Annotated in this window: 14 protein-coding genes; 7 read left to right on the top strand and 7 right to left on the bottom strand. The window is 71.4% G+C overall.

Annotation, left to right across the window (positions count from 1 at the left end):
- Nucleotides 1–34: 34 nt before the first annotated feature.
- From ACH4VO_RS01615 to ACH4VO_RS01600, 4 genes are read right to left on the bottom strand one after another with little or no spacing between them, the layout of a single operon-like run.
- On the bottom strand, nucleotides 35–688 hold the full coding sequence (locus ACH4VO_RS01615; protein WP_360983599.1) for an ATP/GTP-binding protein: 654 nt from the start codon (nucleotides 686–688) through the stop codon (nucleotides 35–37).
- Entirely contained in the window at nucleotides 669–1,082 is a 414-nt protein-coding gene (locus ACH4VO_RS01610; RefSeq protein ID WP_360983597.1) for a DUF742 domain-containing protein, read from the bottom strand. Before ACH4VO_RS01610 ends, ACH4VO_RS01615 begins: the two co-directional genes overlap by 20 nt.
- Nucleotides 1,079–1,558, bottom strand: coding sequence for a roadblock/LC7 domain-containing protein (locus tag ACH4VO_RS01605; RefSeq protein ID WP_360983594.1), 480 nt, complete (start codon nucleotides 1,556–1,558; stop codon nucleotides 1,079–1,081). The genes ACH4VO_RS01610 and ACH4VO_RS01605 overlap by 4 nt, the downstream gene beginning before the upstream one ends.
- Complete coding sequence (locus ACH4VO_RS01600; RefSeq protein ID WP_360983591.1) at nucleotides 1,555–4,572, bottom strand: nitrate- and nitrite sensing domain-containing protein; 3,018 nt, start codon at nucleotides 4,570–4,572, stop codon at nucleotides 1,555–1,557. Before ACH4VO_RS01600 ends, ACH4VO_RS01605 begins: the two co-directional genes overlap by 4 nt.
- Nucleotides 4,573–4,936: 364 nt before the next feature.
- On the opposite strand from ACH4VO_RS01600, the gene ACH4VO_RS01595 reads away from it, so the two are divergent.
- Nucleotides 4,937–5,722: a hypothetical protein gene (locus ACH4VO_RS01595; protein ID WP_360983588.1), complete on the top strand. Its 786-nt coding sequence runs from the start codon at nucleotides 4,937–4,939 to the stop codon at nucleotides 5,720–5,722.
- Between the two features lie 57 nt (nucleotides 5,723–5,779).
- On the opposite strand, the gene ACH4VO_RS01590 is transcribed toward ACH4VO_RS01595, so the two are convergent.
- The gene (locus ACH4VO_RS01590; RefSeq protein ID WP_398440845.1) at nucleotides 5,780–6,262 is read right to left on the bottom strand and encodes a MarR family winged helix-turn-helix transcriptional regulator; all 483 of its coding nucleotides are present in this window, start codon (nucleotides 6,260–6,262) and stop codon (nucleotides 5,780–5,782) included.
- 252 nt (nucleotides 6,263–6,514) lie between these two features.
- Between ACH4VO_RS01590 and ACH4VO_RS01585 the strand changes: the two genes are divergently transcribed.
- Nucleotides 6,515–7,357: a lysozyme gene (locus ACH4VO_RS01585; RefSeq protein ID WP_360983582.1), complete on the top strand. Its 843-nt coding sequence runs from the start codon at nucleotides 6,515–6,517 to the stop codon at nucleotides 7,355–7,357.
- A gap of 155 nt (nucleotides 7,358–7,512) precedes the next feature.
- On the opposite strand, the gene lon is transcribed toward ACH4VO_RS01585, so the two are convergent.
- A complete protein-coding gene (gene lon / locus ACH4VO_RS01580; protein ID WP_360983579.1) occupies nucleotides 7,513–9,951 on the bottom strand; it encodes an endopeptidase La in 2,439 nt (812 codons plus the stop codon).
- 561 nt (nucleotides 9,952–10,512) lie between these two features.
- Here lon and ACH4VO_RS01575 point away from each other — a divergent pair.
- From ACH4VO_RS01575 to ACH4VO_RS01555, 5 genes are all read left to right on the top strand, one after another.
- Nucleotides 10,513–11,196, top strand: a complete 684-nt coding sequence (locus ACH4VO_RS01575; protein WP_360984334.1) for a spermidine synthase — start codon at nucleotides 10,513–10,515, stop codon at nucleotides 11,194–11,196.
- 231 nt (nucleotides 11,197–11,427) lie between these two features.
- The gene (locus tag ACH4VO_RS01570) at nucleotides 11,428–12,165 is read left to right on the top strand and encodes a response regulator transcription factor (protein ID WP_056794186.1); all 738 of its coding nucleotides are present in this window, start codon (nucleotides 11,428–11,430) and stop codon (nucleotides 12,163–12,165) included.
- A complete protein-coding gene (locus ACH4VO_RS01565; RefSeq protein ID WP_360983576.1) occupies nucleotides 12,162–13,238 on the top strand; it encodes an ATP-binding protein in 1,077 nt (358 codons plus the stop codon). Before ACH4VO_RS01570 ends, ACH4VO_RS01565 begins: the two co-directional genes overlap by 4 nt.
- 258 nt (nucleotides 13,239–13,496) lie before the next feature.
- Nucleotides 13,497–17,318: a multifunctional oxoglutarate decarboxylase/oxoglutarate dehydrogenase thiamine pyrophosphate-binding subunit/dihydrolipoyllysine-residue succinyltransferase subunit gene (locus tag ACH4VO_RS01560; protein WP_360983573.1), complete on the top strand. Its 3,822-nt coding sequence runs from the start codon at nucleotides 13,497–13,499 to the stop codon at nucleotides 17,316–17,318.
- A gap of 187 nt (nucleotides 17,319–17,505) precedes the next feature.
- On the top strand, nucleotides 17,506–17,688 hold the full coding sequence (locus ACH4VO_RS01555; protein WP_003961784.1) for a DUF6104 family protein: 183 nt from the start codon (nucleotides 17,506–17,508) through the stop codon (nucleotides 17,686–17,688).
- Here ACH4VO_RS01555 and ACH4VO_RS01550 read toward each other — a convergent pair whose 3' ends face one another.
- A complete protein-coding gene (locus tag ACH4VO_RS01550) occupies nucleotides 17,689–18,564 on the bottom strand; it encodes a hypothetical protein (RefSeq protein WP_360997103.1) in 876 nt (291 codons plus the stop codon).
- Nucleotides 18,565–18,631 lie beyond the last annotated feature (67 nt).

The raw sequence follows: 18,631 nt of genomic DNA, 5'->3' as shown, positions 1-18,631 counted from the left end.
CGGTTCTCCGTAACGTGTGCCTGGTTGCGTCGGGTTACGCGGGAGTGACGTCGAGGGCGTGCCCCACCAGGGCGAGCAGCGACTCGACGACCGTGATCCTCTTACGCGCGTCCATGATCAGGACAGGCACCTCCGGAGGCACGGACAGGGCGTCCCTGACGTCCTGCTCCGCGTAACCGGCCGTTCCCTCGAAGTGGTTGACGGCCACGATGTACGGGAGCCCGCAGCTCTCGAAGTAGTCGAGCGCCGCGAAGCAGTCGGCGAGGCGGCGGGTGTCGGCGAGCACGATCGCACCGATCGCACCACGCACGAGGTCGTCCCACATGAACCAGAACCGCTGCTGGCCCGGGGTGCCGAAGACGTACAGCACGAGGTCGTTGTCGAGCGTCAGACGGCCGAAGTCCATCGCCACGGTCGTGGTGACCTTGTCGGGCGTGGCGCTGAGGTCGTCGGTGCCCTCACTGGCCTGCGTCATCAGCGCTTCGGTCTGGAGCGGGGTTATCTCGGAGACCGAACGGACGAAGGTCGTCTTGCCCACCCCGAAGCCGCCCGCCACCACGATCTTCGTGGCGACCGGAGCGCGGCTGTGGTCGAGCTGCCAGTCCTGCACCGCTTCCTCGTCGGCCAAGTCCGGTGGCCCCGGCCGGCGCGGGGTGAAGAGCGGCGCCTCAGAGACGACGGAGTCCATTGAGCACCCTTTCGAGCAGTGCGCGGTCGGGCTGGCCGGCACCGTGACCGGTTCCGTACACGCGGATCTTTCCCTGGTCGGCCAGGTCACTCAGCAGCACCCGGACCACACCGAGAGGCATCTTCAGCAGCGCCGAGATCTCCGCGACCGTACGCATGCGACGGCAGAGCTCGACGATGGCGCGGAGCTCGGGCATGACCCGTGAGGCGAGGTTCCCGTTCGTGAGCTCGCGCCGCTCCTCGGGGGCTTCCAGCGCGGCGACGAACGTCTCGACGAGCAGGACGTGGCCGAAGCGGGTACGGCCGCCGGTGAGGGAGTACGGGCGGACCCGGGCGGGCTTGCGGTCGGACCCCCGGACGGGGAGTTTGCGTACGGGCTCGGCAGCTGACGTCACAGGGCGCTCTCCATCGATGTGCGCAGCTCGCTGCGGAGTTCGGGGGTGAGTACGTGTCCGGCACGGCCGACGAAGAGCGCCATGTGATAGGCGACGACGCTCATGTCGCAGTCGGGTGTGGCGTGCACACCGAGGAGGGAGCCGTCACTGATCGACATGACGAAGACACTGCCCTCGTCCATCGCGACCATCGTCTGCTTGACGCCGCCGCCGTCCATCAGCTTCGCGGCACCGATCGTGAGGGACCCGATGCCGGAGACGATGGTGGCGAGGTCGGCGCTGGAGCCCTTCGGGCCCTCCGGCCGCCCCTCCGCCCGGGCCGTCGCGAGGCCGGGGTCCGAGGAGAGCAGCATCAACCCGTCGGACGACACGACGGTGACCGAGTGGACCCCCGGCACCTCCTCCACGAGATTGTTCAGCAGCCAGTGCAGGTTCCGGGCCTCGGAGCTCAGCCCGAATGTGCTGGATGCGGTCACCTGTGTGCCTCCTCGACTGTGTCCCCCGTTTCATCGATGCGACCGTGCGCACGGTCGGCCGGCTCCGCACGGCCGGTCCGGTCCGTGCTCCGCGCGTCCGTGTCCCCGGTGATCTCCGCCTCGACGTCGCGCCGGCCCTCCTTCGCGCCCTGGTGGAAACCGCCGAGCTTGCGCCGCAGGGCCTCCTTGTCCACGCCGCTCCGGCGTTCGGCGACCGGGGCGGCGGCGGGAGCCACGATCTTGGGCGTGCGCTTGGGCAGCCCCTTGTCCGTGAGGCGCAGGGGTGAGGGCGCCGGGTCGGGCACCTCCTCGCCCAGCCCGGTCAGGGGCTGCCGGGGGCCGGGGAGGGCGTCGGCGACGGCCGGGTCGGCCGCGGGGCTCGTGTCGGCGGCGCGCTCGTGGCGGTCAGGCCCGACGGCGTACGGTCCCGGCGTGTCCTGCCGCTCGGTTACGTCCTGCGGGGCGGACGGCTCCGGGCGTGCGGGGGCGTCCTGCGGCGCGGCATGGTCCTGGGGTTCGGAGGCGTCCTGCTCCGCCGGGGCGTCCTGGAGCCCGGGCAGGCGGAACTGCATCGTGGTCTCGGCCGGGGTCTCGACAGGAGCGGACGCTCCGGGCGCCTGCGCCCCGGGAGCGGGCCCGTCGGGCAGCGGGGACGGAGCGGGCGCCTCGGCGCTGCTCCCCTGCCCGCCGGACTCCTCGGCGGTGTCCCCCTGCGCCCCGGACTTCTCGGCAGCCGGCCGCTGTTCCCCGGCGTCACGGATGGTCCTCTCGGCCGCCGCGATCAGCGGGTCCTCGGCGGACTCCGCCGAACGCTGCGGCAACGCGTTGGAGTTGGCCTCGGCGACCGAACCCGGCAGGTTCAGCGCGGGGGCGTCCCCCGGCAGTTGTACGGCCGGCGGGGCCGCCGTGGGCGGCGCCTCGGGCAGCAGAGCCTGCGGGAGTACGACGACGACTGTCACCCCGCTCCCCTTCTGCTCACGCAGCTGGACCTGTACGCCGTGGCGGGCGGCGAGCAGCGACGTCACCTGGAGCCCCAGTCCGGCCCCGTCCGCGGCCTGTTCACCCGCTTCGAAGGAGGCCGGGTCGGCCAGCCTGGCATTGAGCTCACTCATCCGGACCGTCGACATGCCGATGCCCTCGTCCTGGATGGAGAGCATCACCTCACCGGTCTCCAGCAGCCAGCCGGAGAGCTCGACATGCGAGTCCGGCGGCGAGAACGAGGTCGCGTTCTCCAGGAGTTCGGCGACCAGGTGGCTCAGGTCGTCGGCGGCGAAGCCCGCGATCCGGGCGTGCGGCGGCAGGGACCGGATCGTCACGCGCTCGTACCGCTCGATCTCGCTGACGGCGGCGCGCATCACGTCGACAAGCGGGATCGGACCCGCGTGCCCGTGGCCGTGCTCGGCGCCCGCGAGGACCAGCATGTTCTCGCTGTGGCGCCGCATGACGGTGGCCATGTGGTCCAGCTTGAAGAGCGTGGCGAGGCGCTCGGGGTCCTGCTCCCGGTCCTCCATGCCCTCGATGACACCGAGCTGGCGCTCGACGAGTCCCAGGGTCCGCAGCGAGAGGTTGACGAAGGTGTGGTGGACCGTGTTCTTCAGCTGCTCCAGCTGGGTGCCGAGCTCGGTCACCCGGGTCTGGAGTTCGGCGCGCTGTGAAGTGAGCGCCTCACGGCCCGCGATCAGTTCGGCGCGCTCGGACTCCAGCCCTTCCAGCCGGCCCGTGACGCCGTGGTGCAGGCCGTGCAGCTTGCCGTGGAGGGTGTTGATGGACCGCACGACCTGGGCGAACTCGTCGTTGCGCCCGGTGTAGCGGACGGGTTCGGCCGTCTCGGGTTCCGCGGCGATACGGGCCGCGCCGATGCGCAGGACGGCGAGGGGCTGGGTCAGGGTCCGCGCCACGGCGGTGGAGACGCCGATGGCGATCAGGGCGCAGCCACCGAGCAGTGCGAGGCGGAGTTCGAGAGCGGTGACGTCGTCGTCCCGCAGCGCCTCCAGGCGCTTGACCTGCGCGGTGCCGAGGGCCGATTCGACGCTCCGCATGCGGTCGATACGGGCGGAGAGCGCCGCGCCCACCTTCTTGCGGTCGGACTCCCGCTCCGTGTCGGACAGTTCGGGACGGTCCGTGAGCCGGGTGAGGTACTTCTCCGCGCTGTTGACCTCGGGCCCGGTGACCGTGGAGGCCAGCTTGTCACGGGCGGTGGGCCCGGCGGCCTGGTCGAAGTCGGCGAGGGAGGCGAGCTCACGGACCCGTGCCTGCTGGGCCGCGGCGCTCAGCTCGTCGCGGGCGCGGCCGTCCTCACCGTCGCCCTCGTCCTGCGTCTGGACCGGCAGCCCGGTGATGGGGTCGATCTGCGGCTCGGCCGGTTGCGAACCGGGTACGGAGAGCGCGGCCAGGAGCAGGCCCCGGGTCGCGGAGGCCTGCTCGACCGCGCCACCGAGGGCCAGCGGGGCACGGGTGGCCTCGGCGGCCCGCGGCGGAGTCTTGTCGGCGAGCTCGGCGGCGAGGCCGTGCAGCTTGGCGATGATCTCCGTGTAGGCCTGGTAGGCCTCCATCGCGGAGCCCTTGCCGGTGAGGGCGGTGCGGCGCACCGAGGGGAGGGTGGAGAGGTCCCGGCGAAGCGCCGCGGGGGCCGCCCCGTGGATCTCGTCCACCTGCTGGTCGACCCGGGCCGCCGGGCTCGCGGGCTCGCCGCCGTCCGTGCCGCCGTCGTCCTCGCGGCCGGCCGCGATGAAGGCGGTGACCTCGTCGCGCTCGTCCGCGAGGGAGTGCGCGAGGGAGATCGCCTGCTGGTTCAGCTCGGCGAGCGTGACGAGCCGCTGGGACTCGTTGAGGTCGGAGGAGGCGCCCAGGGCCGCCGGGGCGCCCGCCGCGATGACGGTGATCCCGACGACCGCCACGCCGGCGACGAGCCGGCTGCGCACCCGTACGGTCCGCTTGCCGTCACCCGCTGCCGGAGTCACCGCCCCGGTCTCCTCGCGCGTGCCGTCCTTGCTCCGAGGCCGCTTCTTCTGCACCGGTGCTCGCAATCTTGATTCGTCCACCCTTGAAGCAGAGGTGACGCACGGTCACGTGCAAAAGGCGCCCCCACCCCTGATACGGCTTCTGACCATTCCAGCGCTTTTGGGAGGGGGGCGCGCATCGACCGCTCCGCCACACGATTGAGTGAACATCACTCCCGAGTTGGCGAACAAGTCTCCCCACGGGGGCTCAGGGTCATGCGTGGGACGCCAGGTGGAACTTCGGCCCCGGCTTTGGGAAGATGCGCGCCCGCATATGCGCGGAGGACCTGCCTCCACCCGAGGAGCCGCCCCGACCTGCCGATACGACCCAACGCCGGCGGTGTGCAGGCCCGGTGAAGGCGTCGTGCAGACTGGCCGGATGCGCATCGATCTCGCCACCGAACCGGGCAGCCCCGAACGCCCCAACGAGGACTGGGCGGCGGCGGCGGTCCCCGCCACCGGTCAGGGCGGTGTGCTGGTCCTGCTCGACGGCGTCACGCCGCCGGGTGGCGATGTCGGCTGTGTGCACCCGGTCCCGTGGTTCACCGCGCGACTGGGCGGCTCGCTGGTCGAACTGTCCGGTTCACGACGGGATCTGACCCTGGCCGAGGTGCTCGGGGAGTCCATTCGGCGCACCGCCGATTCACACCGGTCCCTGTGTGACCTTTCTCACGTGCGCACCCCCCAGGCGACGGTGGTCCTGGCGCGCTGGGACCGGGAGCGGGTCGAGCACCTGGTGCTCTCCGACTCCGCGCTTCTCCTGGAGGCGCCCGACGGCACGGTCCTCCCGGTGCTCGACGACCGCCTCGACCGGCTCCCGCCCGGGTCCCTGGCCTCCGACGCCGTCGCGGACGCGCGAGTGAGGAATAAGGAGGGCGGCTTCTTCACGGCCGCCGCCGACCCTCTGGTGGCCTCACGGGCCGTGGCCGGTGAGACCCCGCGCGCGGAGGTCCGGGCGCTGGCCGCCCTGACCGACGGGGCGAGCCGATGGACGGAGAAGTTCCGTGAGGGCGACTGGACGGCCACCCTCGGGCTCCTGCGCGGGACGGGAGCCCAGGGGCTGATCGACCGCGTCAGGGAGCTGGAGCGGGCCGACACGGCCCGTACGTATCTGCGCCGGGGCAAGACGCACGACGACGCGACCGCGATGCTCGTCGAGCTGTAGCCGCGCCGCCCGCCCCGGAGCAGTCCGGCAGGCCGGACTCGATGCGTCCGGCCGGGCTCAGTCCTCGGCACGGGTGTTCAGGTGGTGCAGCAGGCGGGCCAGTTCGGCGACCTCGGCCCGGTCCCAGTCCGCCAGTTTGCGGGCGTACCGGCCGCGGCGGGCGTCACGGACGCTGCGGAAGCGGGCGAGCCCCTCGTCGGTGAGGTGGACCAGGGAGGCGCGGCCGTCCGCCGGGTCGTCCTGGCGGGCCACCAGCCCGAGGGCTTCCAGGGCCCGCAGCTGCCGGCTCATTGTCGCCTTGCCCACGCCGAAGTAGGCGGCGAGCTCCGTGGCGCGCTGGCGGCCGGCGGATTCGAGCCGGACGAGGAGGCCGTAGGCCGCGGCCTCGAGGTCCGGGTGCACCTCGCGGGCCATTTCCCCCGAGTTGGCCCGCGCCCTGCGCAGGAAGACCGACAACTCACGCTCCAGCGCCAGGAACTCGTGGTCCACACCATTCCCGGCCGGCGGACCCGGTTCACTTCCGCTTCCACTGCCGTGCACGTCAGCACCCCTCGTCCGCTTTCCAGCCGGTGAAAGTTTCTTTCAGCTCCGGCCATCGCCGCAGCTCCGCCAGTATTTCGCAGGCGTAGACCTCCGGCAGCGCCCGGGCCCTCTTCCGGACACGGGTCTACGTGCGTAGCTTCATGGGTGCCAAGGGTGGCATGTCCACACCATGGCGCACCCACCGCAGGGGTGTCCCGCACCCGTCCCTGCGTCACGAGTTCCCCCCACCGAGCCCTCGGAGGCACGCACATGCCCGTGCTCAGACCCGGAACCACGACGTCCCGCCGCTCGCGCTTCGCCGCGGCGGGAACGCTCGTCGCCGCCCTCACCCTCCTGGCCGCCCTGCCGGGCGCCGCATCGGCCGCCGACACCGCCGCCGTCCCCGACCGCGGTACGGCCAGGATGGGCCAGGGTGTCGTCGCGCACGACGGCCAGCGCACCGGAAGCTCCACCGGTACGACCGCTGTCCAGACCGAAGGCGTGGACGTCAGCAGCCACCAGGGCAACGTCGCCTGGTCGACCCTCTGGAACAGCGGTGTGAAGTGGGCCTACGTGAAGGCCACCGAGGGGACGTACTACAAGAACACCTACTTCACGCAGCAGTACACCGGGTCGTACAACGTCGGCATGATCCGGGGCACTTACCACTTCGCCACCCCCGACACCACGAGCGGCGCGACCCAGGCCAACTATTTCGTGGACAACGGGGGCGGCTGGTCGAGGGACGGCAGGACGCTGCCGGGCGTGCTCGACATCGAGTGGAACCCGTACGGCGCGCAGTGCTACGGCAAGACCCAGGCCGGCATGGTCTCGTGGATCCGGGACTTCGTGAACACGTACAAGGCCCGCACCGGACGGGACGCGGTGATCTACACCGCGACGAGCTGGTGGAAGGACTGCACGGGCAACAGTTCCGCCTTCGGCGCCACCAACCCGCTCTGGGTGGCCCGGTACGCCAGCACGGTCGGTGAACTCCCGGCCGGCTGGGCCTACTACACGATGTGGCAGTACACCTCGTCCGGCCCCACGGTCGGCGACCACAACCACTTCAACGGCGACGTGGACCGCGTGGTGGCGCTCGCGAACGGCTGACCCGTCCGACTCACCGGGCGGGCCCCGGCGGCATGGGGAATGCCGCCGGGGCCCGCCCGGCGAGGACAGGCGGAACGGCCCGCCCTCCCTCACGGGAGAGACGGGCCGTCCGTACCGGTCGCGCGCGTGATGCCACGCCCGTCACAGCATGGCGCCTACGCCACGGCCGGGATCCTGTCCTGCGCCCGGGCCGAGGCCGGGGCGAGAGCGATCTCCAGCACCTGCCGGACGTCGGTCACCGGGTGGACCTCCAGCTTGTCGAGGACCTCGGCCGGGACGTCGTCCAGGTCGGGCTCGTTCCGCTTGGGGATCACCACGGTGGTGATGCCGGCCCGGTGCGCGGCCAGCAGCTTCTGCTTCAGGCCGCCGATGGGCAGCACCCGTCCGGTCAGCGAGACCTCGCCGGTCATCGCCACGTCCGTGCGGACCAGCCGCCCGGAGAGCAGCGAGGCCAGCGCCGTGGTCATGGTGATACCGGCGCTCGGGCCGTCCTTGGGAACCGCGCCCGCAGGGAAGTGGATGTGCGCTCCCCGGTCCTTGAGGTCCGCGACCGGCAGCTCCAGCTCCGCGCCGTGGGACCGCAGGAAGCTCAGGGCGATCTGCGCGCTCTCCTTCATCACGTCGCCGAGCTGACCGGTCAGGGTCAGTCCGGACGCGCCGGTCTCCGGGTCGGCCAGCGACGCCTCGACGAACAGCACGTCGCCACCCGCTCCGGTGACCGCGAGGCCGGTGGCCACCCCCGGCACCGCGGTCCGGCGCTCGGCCGGCTCCTGGGCGGATTCGGGGACGTGGTGCGGCCGGCCGATCAGGCCGCGCAGATCGCCGTCGGACACCGTCAACGGCAGCTCGCGCTCGCCGAGTTCGTGCTGGGCCGCGACCTTGCGCAGGAGCCGGGCGACGGCCCGCTCGAGGTTGCGTACGCCGGCTTCCCGGGTGTACTCGCCGGCCAGCTTGCGCAGGGCGGACTCGTCGAGGCTCACCTCGTCCTTCTCCAGCCCGGCCCGCTCCAGCTGGCGCGGGAGCAGGTGGTCACGGGCGATGACGACCTTCTCGTCCTCCGTGTAACCGTCCAGCCGGACCAGCTCCATGCGGTCGAGCAGAGCCTCCGGGATGGCTTCGAGCACGTTGGCCGTGGCCAGGAACACCACGTCGCTGAGGTCGAGTTCGACCTCGAGGTAGTGGTCGCGGAAGGTGTGGTTCTGCGCCGGGTCGAGCACTTCGAGAAGGGCGGCGGCCGGGTCGCCCCGGAAGTCGGACCCGACCTTGTCGATCTCGTCGAGCAGGACCACCGGGTTCATCGAACCGGCTTCCTTGATCGCCCGCACGATGCGTCCGGGCAGGGCGCCGACGTACGTACGCCGGTGGCCCCGGATCTCCGCCTCGTCCCGGACACCGCCGAGCGCGACCCGGACGAACGTGCGTCCCATGGCGTGGGCGACGGACTCGCCGAGCGAGGTCTTGCCGACACCGGGCGGCCCGACCAGCGCCAGTACGGCACCGCCGCGCCGGCCGCCGACGACACCCAGCCCCCGGTCGGCACGCCGCTTGCGCACGGCGAGGTATTCGGTGATGCGTTCCTTCACGTCCTGCAGGCCCGCGTGTTCGGCGTCGAGGATCTCCTGGGCGCCCTTGATGTCGTAGGCGTCCTCGGTCCGCTCGGTCCACGGCAGTTCCAGGACGGTGTCGAGCCACGTGCGGATCCAGGAGCCCTCCGGGCTCTGGTCGGACGCGCGCTCCAGCTTGTCGACCTCCTTGAGCGCGGCCTCACGCACGTGCTCCGGCAGGTCGGCGGCCTCGACACGGGCCCGGTAGTCGTCGGACTCGTCGGCGCCGGAACCGGATTCGCCGTTGAGCTCGGAGAGCTCCTTGCGTACGGCCTCCAGCTGGCGCCTCAGCAGGAACTCGCGCTGCTGCTTGTCGACGCCCTCCTGGACGTCCTTGGCGATGGACTCGGCCACGTCCTGCTCGGCGAGGTGCTCGCTCAGCCACTGGATGGCGAGCTTCAGGCGGGCGACCGGGTCCGTGGTCTCCAGCAGCCGCACCTTCTGGGCCGTGGTCAGGAAGGGCGAGTACCCGGAGTTGTCGGCGAGGGCGGAGATGTCGTCGATCTGCTGGACCCGGTCCACGACCTGCCAGGCACCGCGCTTCTTCAGCCAGCTGGTGGCGAGGGCCTTGTACTCCTTGGCCAGCTCCGCCGCCGGGCCGGGCGACCCGTCGGTCACGGAGCCGTCGATCCGGGTGCCCTCCACCCACAGCGCGTTTCCGGGACCGCTGGTCCCGGCACCGATCCGCACCCGGTCGCGGGCCCGGATGAGTGCCCCGGGGTCCCCGTCCGAGAGCCGTCCGACCTGTTCGACGGTGCCCAGGACACCGGTCCCGGTGTAGTTGCCGTCGATGCGCGGCACGAGCAGCACCTCGGGCTTGCCGCCGCCGGACCGCGCGACGGCCTGGGCCGCCTCGACGGCGGCGCGCACCTCCGCGTCGGACAGGTCGAGCGGTACGACCATCCCGGGCAGGACGACCTCGTCGTCGAGCGGCAGCACGGGCAGGTCGATCGGCGTGGACGCCTCGGACGCACGGGACTCTGCAGTCATGATCTCCCCTTCAGCAGGCAAGTTGAGCTATGCCGACTCAATGCTTGTGAGCCGCCGAATGTTCCCCACCCGGTGTTCGCTCTCAGCGATCACCCCGCGCCCCGCCCCGACCTGCGGGAATCGCAGAACGCGGAGGTCCGGCGCCGGACGCCCCGGCCTCGGGCGCGAAGCCGGCCGGCCGAGTGCCCGGACACTGCGCCCGCACGTCCCCGCAACCCCGCCCCACCCGGACGTGCGGCACGGCGAGCGACGCAGGGCGCGTACCTCTACGGCAGCACCACGAGGGACGCCGTCATTCCCCTCACCCGGCCGCCCCGGAGCTTCCGGCCGCGTTCCGCTCACCGGCCGAGGCCCTCGCGGACCGGGCCGCCGCCCACGCCCGGCGAACCGGCGGAGGTGCTCGACACTCGCGCATCCCGCCCCCGTCCACCGACCGGCTGCCCGGGCGCCCGGCACTCAGGGGTGAGTCGGAGGAAATCGACTGGTCCCCTCGGGCGGGGAACGGGGAGGATGGCCCGGATCGGCACCGTCAGCCCCGACCCGAGACCGGAGACCGCGCCCATGCCCGCCACCCACGCCCCCCGTCCCGTCACGCTCGACCGGCGCGAGGGGCCGTACGGCGAGGTCGTCCTGCGGGAGCGCGGTGACGACTTCGAGATCATCGCCAACGGATGCTTCCTGATGGACACCTCGGACGGGCGCTCCGAGCGGCTGCTGATCGACGCGGCGCTCGACGCGCTGCCCGCCGGCCGGCCGGATCCCTCCGTGCTCGTCGGCGGACTGGGTGTGGGCTTCTCGCTGGTCCGGGCCGCCGCCGAGCCGCGGTGGGGCCGGATCCTCGTCGTCGAGCGCGAGCAGGCCATCGTGGACTGGCACACCGAGGGGCCGCTCGGCCGGATCTCCGCCGCGGCCCTCGCCGACCCGCGGACCCGCATCCTGCGGACGGACCTGGTCGACCACCTCCGGACGACCACGGAGCGTTACGACGCACTGTGCCTGGACATCGACAACGGCCCGGAATGGACCGTTACCGAGGACAACGAAGGCCTCTATTCGCCCACCGGACTGGCCGCCTGCCGGGCGCGGCTGACGCCCGGCGGGGTCCTCGCCGTGTGGTCCGCGCAGCCGTCACCGGCCTTCGGGGAAGCGTTGCGGAATGCCGGATTCCACGCGGTACGGACCGAAGAAGTAGCCGTTGCCCGAGGTGTGCCGGACGTGGTCCATCTCGCACGCGCGGCGCACTGACCGCATCCCGGCCCCCGGAGTCCCCGCACCCCACGGATGGGAGCGCTCCGGGGGCGTACTCCGGCGTGACCGAGGGGGTAACGGCTTCACGTCGTACAACACCCTGCGTAGCCGGGAGCCGTCCTCTGCCTCTACGCTGCTGAACGGCACAAGGGATCACCGACGACATCCACAAGCGACAACCGTGCCTCCGGGGGAATGGCCTCCGCGAGGACGGGCAGGGGCGGGGCGATGGAACAGACACACACCACCCACAACGGCGTCGCGGCCACCCCCGGGGCTCAGCGCCGGGTGCTGGTGGTCGAGGACGACCCGACGATCGTCGACGCCATCTCCGCCAGGCTGCGGGCCGAGGGCTTTCTGGTGCAGACCGCGCTGGACGGACCGGCCGCGGTGGACGCGGCCGAGGCCTGGCAGCCCGACCTGATGGTGCTCGACATCATGCTTCCGGGCTTCGACGGCCTGGAGGTCTGCCGCCGCGTGCAGGCCCAGCGCCCGGTACCGGTGCTGATGCTCACCGCACGCGACGACGAGACCGACATGCTGGTCGGCCTCGGGGTCGGCGCCGACGACTACATGACCAAGCCGTTCTCCATGCGTGAGCTCGCCGCGCGGGTCCACGTCCTGCTCCGCCGGGTCGAGCGTGCCGCGCTGGCCGCCGTCACCCCGCGCAGCGGCATCCTGCGCCTGGGAGAACTGGAGATCGACCACGCGCAGCGCCGGGTGCGGGTGCGCGCGGACGACGTCCACCTCACGCCCACCGAGTTCGACCTGCTGGTCTGCCTCGCCAACACCCCGCGCGCCGTGCTCTCCCGCGAGCAGCTCCTGGCCGAGGTATGGGACTGGGCGGACGCCTCGGGTACCCGCACGGTCGACAGCCACATCAAGGCCCTGCGCCGCAAGATCGGCGCCGAGCGCATCCGTACCGTGCACGGCGTCGGGTACGCCCTGGAGACACCGGCGCCATGACGCGGCCCGGCTCCGGACTGCGGCCTTTCTCGATCAAGGCGAAGCTGGGCACGCTCGTCGTGATCTCGGTGTTCATCACCACGGGTCTGCTGATCGTCGCCCTGCGGACCAGGACCGAGTTCCGGTTCATCACGGTCTTCTCGGTGATAGCCACCCTGCTGATCACCCAGTTCGTGGCCCACGGTCTGACGGCCCCGCTGGACGAGATGCGGGCCGTGGCCCGGTCGATCTCGCACGGCGACTACACGCGGCGGGTGAGCGGTGCCGGGCGGCGTGACGAGCTCGGCGACCTGGCGCAGACGATCAACCGCATGGCGGACGACCTGGAGGCGGAGGACCGGCACCGCAAGGAGCTGGTCGCCAACGTCTCCCACGAACTGCGGACACCCATCGCCGCCCTCCGGGCCGTCCTGGAGAACGTGGTGGACGGGGTGTCGGCCGCCGATCCCGAGACGATGCGGACGGCGCTGAAGCAGACCGAGCGCCTGGGCAGGCTGGTGGAGACCCTGCTGGACCTCTCCCGTCTGGACAACGGAGTGGTGGCGCTGAAGGCGCGCCGCTTCGAGGTGTGGCCTTATCTGTCGGGCGTGCTGAAGGAGGCCAATCTCGCGGCCTCGCAGCGCCGGCTCTCGTCGGGCTCCGGCAACCACTCCCGTACGGACGTCCATCTGCATCTCGACGTGTCGCCGCCCGAACTGACGGCGTACGCGGACGTCGAGCGGCTGCACCAGGTGGTCGCCAACCTGATCGACAACGCCGTCAAGCACAGCCCGCCGCACGGCCGGGTCACGGTGCTGGCGCGGCGCGGGGACCATCCCGAGTCGCTGCAGCTCGAGGTCATCGACGAGGGTCCGGGCATCCCGGAGACGGAGCGGCACCGGGTCTTCGAGCGGTTCAACCGGGGCCGGGCGCCGTCCCCGCACGGCCCCGGCAGCGACGGAGGCACCGGTCTGGGGCTGGCCATCGCCCGGTGGGCGGTGGATCTGCACGGCGGCCGCATCGGTGTGGCCGAATCGGCTCGGGGCTGCCGGATTCAAGTCACCCTTCCGGGGAACCCGCAGCTCTGGGATTGACCGTGCGTTCGACCTGGAGGGCCTCGTTCTCCTCGTCGCCCGAGAAGAGATACGGTCCAGGGGGCCGTACCACCGGCCTCGCGTACCCGAAGTGCAGCGGAACCCCGGTTGTTTCCCGCCATTTCATGCACCGAAACCCGGCTTCGGATGTGATGTGCACGACGAAGACCGGCCCGGCCTGCACGTTACGGTTGGGGAGGCGTAGCCTTGATTCCCGCTGTCCATCACCTTGTGAAGCGGAAGAGGGCGGTTGCCGCCGTGTCGTCTCAGTCCCCCAGTAACTCGAGCATCTCGACCGATCAAGAAGCAGGCTCCGGTTCCAACCCGGCCGCCGCTTTCGGCCCCAATGAGTGGCTCGTCGACGAGATCTACCAGCAGTACCTGCAGGATCCCAATTCGGTCGATCGCGCCTGGTGGGACTTCTTCGCCGACTACAAGCCGGGCACGTCCGGCACGGCGGACAAGCCCGTTCCCACAGCTGCGGCCGCGCCGGCCGCGCCGGCCGTGAACGCGGTCGACAACGCCGCTCCGGCCAAGGCTCCGGCACCCGCGGCTCCCGCCCCGGCGCCGGCCGAGGCGGCTCCCGCCCCGGCCGCGCAGCCCGCGGCACCGGTCAAGGCGGCAGCCCCGGCCAAGGCGGCCGCACCGGCCGCCGCGCCGGCGAAGGCCGCCCCGGCGCCCGCAAAGGAGGAGGCCTCCACCGAGGCCCCGGCCGGCCCTGAGTACGTGACGCTGCGCGGCCCGTCGGCCGCCGTCGCGAAGAACATGAACGCCTCGCTGGAGCTGCCGACGGCCACGTCCGTCCGCGCCGTCCCGGTGAAGCTGCTCTTCGACAACCGCATCGTCATCAACAACCACCTCAAGCGCGCCCGCGGCGGGAAGATCTCCTTCACGCACCTCATCGGGTACGCGATGGTGCAGGCCCTCAAGGCCATGCCGTCGATGAACTACTCCTTCGCGGTCAAGGACGGCAAGCCGACCCTGGTCAAGCCGGAGCACATCAACCTCGGCCTGGCCATCGACCTGGTCAAGCCGAACGGCGACCGCCAGCTGGTCGTCGCGGCCATCAAGAAGGCCGAGACGCTCAACTTCTTCGAGTTCTGGCAGGCGTACGAGGACATCGTCCGCCGCGCCCGCGTCGGCAAGCTGGGCATGGACGACTTCACCGGCGTCACCGCCTCGCTGACGAACCCCGGCGGCATCGGCACCGTCCACTCGGTGCCCCGCCTGATGCCCGGACAGGGCCTCATCATGGGCGTCGGCGCGATGGACTACCCGGCCGAGTTCCAGGGCACCTCGCAGGACACGCTGAACAAGCTGGGCATCTCGAAGGTCATGACCCTGACCTCGACGTACGACCACCGGGTCATCCAGGGCGCCGCCTCGGGCGAGTTCCTGCGCGTCCTGTCCCAGCTCCTGCTCGGCGAGAACGAGTTCTACGACGAGATCTTCAAGGCGCTGCGCATCCCCTACGAGCCGGTCCGCTGGCTCAAGGACATCGACGCCTCGCACGACGACGACGTCACCAAGGCGGCTCGGGTCTTCGAGCTGATCCACTCCTACCGGGTCCGCGGCCACGTCATGGCCGACACCGACCCGCTGGAGTACCGCCAGCGCAAGCACCCCGACCTGGACATCACCGAGCACGGCCTCACCCTGTGGGACCTGGAGCGCGACTTCGCGGTCGGCGGTTTCGCCGGCAAGACGCTGATGAAGCTCCGCGACATCCTCGGTGTGCTGCGTGAGTCGTACTGCCGCACCACCGGCATCGAGTTCATGCACATCCAGGAGCCGAAGGAGCGCAAGTGGCTCCAGGACCGGGTGGAGCGCCCGCGTCCGAAGCCCGAGCGCGAGGAGCAGCTCCGCATCCTGCGCCGCCTGAACGCCGCCGAGGCGTTCGAGACGTTCCTGCAGACCAAGTACGTCGGCCAGAAGCGGTTCTCCCTGGAGGGCGGCGAGTCCGTCATCCCGCTGCTCGACGCCGTCATCGACTCCGCGGCCGAGGCCCGCCTCGACGAGGTCGTCATCGGTATGGCCCACCGCGGCCGTCTGAACGTCCTGGCGAACATCGTCGGCAAGTCGTACGCGCAGATCTTCCGGGAGTTCGAGGGCAACCTCGACCCGCGGTCGATGCACGGCTCCGGCGACGTGAAGTACCACCTGGGCGCCGAGGGCACCTTCACCGGTCTGGACGGCGAGCAGATCAAGGTCTCGCTGGCCGCCAACCCCTCGCACCTCGAAGCCGTCGACCCGGTCCTGGAGGGCATCGCCCGCGCCAAGCAGGACATCATCAACAAGGGCGGTACGGACTTCACGGTCCTGCCCGTCGCGCTCCACGGCGACGCGGCCTTCGCCGGCCAGGGCGTCGTCGCCGAGACGCTCAACATGTCGCAGCTGCGCGGCTACCGCACCGGCGGCACCGTCCACGTGGTGATCAACAACCAGGTCGGCTTCACCGCCGCCCCGGAGTCCTCGCGCTCCTCCATGTACGCCACGGACGTGGCCCGCATGATCGAGGCGCCGATCATCCACGTCAACGGTGACGACCCGGAGGCCGTGGTCCGCGTCGCCCGCCTGGCCTTCGAGTACCGCCAGACGTTCAACAAGGACGTCGTGATCGACCTCATCTGCTACCGCCGCCGCGGTCACAACGAGGGCGACAACCCGGAGTTCACCAACCCGCAGATGTACACCCTGATCGACAAGAAGCGCTCGGTGCGCAAGCTGTACACCGAGTCGCTCATCGGTCGTGGCGACATCACCCTGGAGGAGGCCGAGCAGGCGCTCCAGGACTTCCAGGGCCAGCTGGAGAAGGTCTTCGCGGAGGTCCGCGAGGCCACCTCGGCTCCCTCGCAGCCGCATGTGGCCGACGTCCAGGCGCAGTTCCCGGTGGCTGTGACCACCGCGATCTCCCCGGAGGTCGTGAAGGTGATCGCCGAATCGCAGGTGAACATCCCCGACGGGATCACCGTCCACCCGCGTCTGCTGCCGCAGATGCAGCGCCGCGCGGCCTCGGTGGAGAACGGCACCATCGACTGGGGCATGGGCGAGACCCTCGCGATCGGCTCGCTGCTGATGGAGGGCACTCCGGTCCGGCTCGCCGGACAGGACACCCGCCGCGGCACGTTCGGTCAGCGTCACGCGGTCCTCGTCGACCAGAAGACGGGCGAGGACTACACCCCGCTGCTCTACCTCTCCGACGAGCAGGCCCGTTACAACGTCTACGACTCGCTGCTCAGCGAGTACGCGGCGATGGGCTTCGAGTACGGGTACTCGCTGGCCCGTCCGGAGTCGCTGGTCATCTGGGAGGCGCAGTTCGGTGACTTCGTCAACGGCGCCCAGACCGTCGTGGACGAGTTCATCTCCTCGGCCGAGCAGAAGTGGGGCCAGACGTCCGGCGTCACCCTGCTGCTCCCGCACGGTTACGAGGGCCAGGGCCCGGACCACTCGTCCGCCAGGCCGGAGCGCTTCCTCCAGCTCTGCGCGCAGAACAACATGACGGTCGCGATGCCCACACTGCCGTCGAACTACTTCCACCTCCTGCGGTGGCAGGTGCACAACCCGCACCACAAGCCGCTGATCGTCTTCACCCCGAAGTCGATGCTCCGCCTCAAGGCGGCCGCGTCGAAGATCGAGGAGTTCACCACCGGCGGCTTCCGCCCGGTGATCGGCGACGAGTCGGTGCAGGCCGAGGCGGTCCGCAAGGTCGTCTTCGTCTCCGGCAAGCTCTACTACGACCTCGACGCCGAGCGTGAGAAGCGGGGCGACACCGAGACGGCGATCATCCGTCTGGAGCGCCTGTACCCGCTGCCGGGTGCCGAGATCCAGGCCGAGATCGCCAAGTACCCGAACGCCGAGAAGTACCTCTGGGCGCAGGAGGAGCCGGCGAACCAGGGTGCGTGGCCGTTCATCGCGCTCAACCTGATCGACCACCTGGACCTGGCCGTCGGCGCCGATGTGCCGCACGGCGAGCGCCTGCGCCGCATCTCGCGTCCGCACGGCTCGTCCCCGGCGGTCGGCTCGGCCAAGCGCCACCAGGCTGAGCAGACCCAGCTGGTCGCCGAGGTCTTCGAGGCCTGACCCCGGAGGCCGTCGGAGGCCGAGGCCGCCGACGGCCAACCGGCCGCTTACCACAGAGGGCCCGGCCCCGCGCTCGACGCGCGGGGCCGGGCCCTCGGTGGCAGAGCCGCCCGGAACGATCCCGGCGGTTCCCGTAGCCCTACCCTTGCAGTGACCACCACTGTCCCCACCCGGAGCGAGCACAGGCATGTATTTCACGGACCGCGGCATCGAGGAACTGGAGAAGCGGCGCGGTGAGGAGGAGGTCACCTTCGAGTGGCTCGCCGAGCAGCTGCGTACGTTCGTCGATCTCAACCCCGACTTCGAGGTTCCCGTCGAGCGACTCGCGACCTGGCTGGCACGGCTGGACGACGAGGACGAGGACGAGTAGTCACCGCATGCGGCCGCTCACGGCCTTACGGCCCGCTTCGCCCCTGAACCTGTTGTACGCGAGCCCCAACGTGCCGTGGAGCAGCAGGATCAGGCCGGCCGCGAGCCAGCCGCCGCTGCGCCGGCGGGCGCCCCACAGGGTGAGCGGCACCCCCGCGGCGACCTGCGCCACGGCGACCGCGCGGGCCTTCGGACCGAGGACCCAGGGGCCGAGACTGCCGCTCTCCAGGGCGTCGAGTTCCAGCCGCACCGCATCGCGCCGGCCGCCCCACTCGATCTGCCGCACCTCACGGTGGGCCCCGGCGGACGCACGCAGCCGGTCGGCCGGTTCGCCCGGCGACAGTCCGGGCGGCAGCGACAGTCCGGTGCGGGCGAGGACGGCCAGCAGCCCACGGAGCCGGGCGTCGGCGTCGGCCTCCGGGTCCGGACGGGTGAGGGTGTCGAGCACCTGGGCGTCCAGGACGGGGTCCAGGCCCAGCCGGGCGGCGAACGACCGCATGGCCTCGTCCTCACCGGCCGGGGTGCCGTCGGCCAGCCAGACGTAGCCGACCGGGCGGCGGAAGCCCGCGGCCAGGGTGTAGCCGGACCTGTCGCCGTCCCACCACAGGGCGAGGGCGGGCCAGGCGGAACCCACGGCGAGCGCCGTGGCCCAGCCACCCACGACCCGGTCGACGGGCTCCGGGCCCGTGTCGCCCGTCACGCCGCCGCCGGCCTCGTGGCCCTCCGGCTGCCAGGGCTTCCCCTCGGGGACGAGCGCGCTCCAGCCGTCCCCGGCGGGCACGAGCAGCATGCGCTCCCGCAGGAGATGGGCCACGGGCCGTACGGTCTCGGGGTCGGCCCGGCACAGCAGCAGAGCGCCCACGGATGTCGCGGTCATGGTCCACACGCTAGGGCAATGTGCCCGCGTATGAGCTCTTTGATCCCTTGAGGGGCGACCCGTCGGC

Source organism: Streptomyces sp. NPDC020780 (assembly GCF_044334475.1).
Lineage (GTDB): Bacteria > Actinomycetota > Actinomycetes > Streptomycetales > Streptomycetaceae > Streptomyces.
Note: the sequence above shows the minus strand (reverse complement) of the source record. Positions and strands in the feature narration are given on the sequence as shown.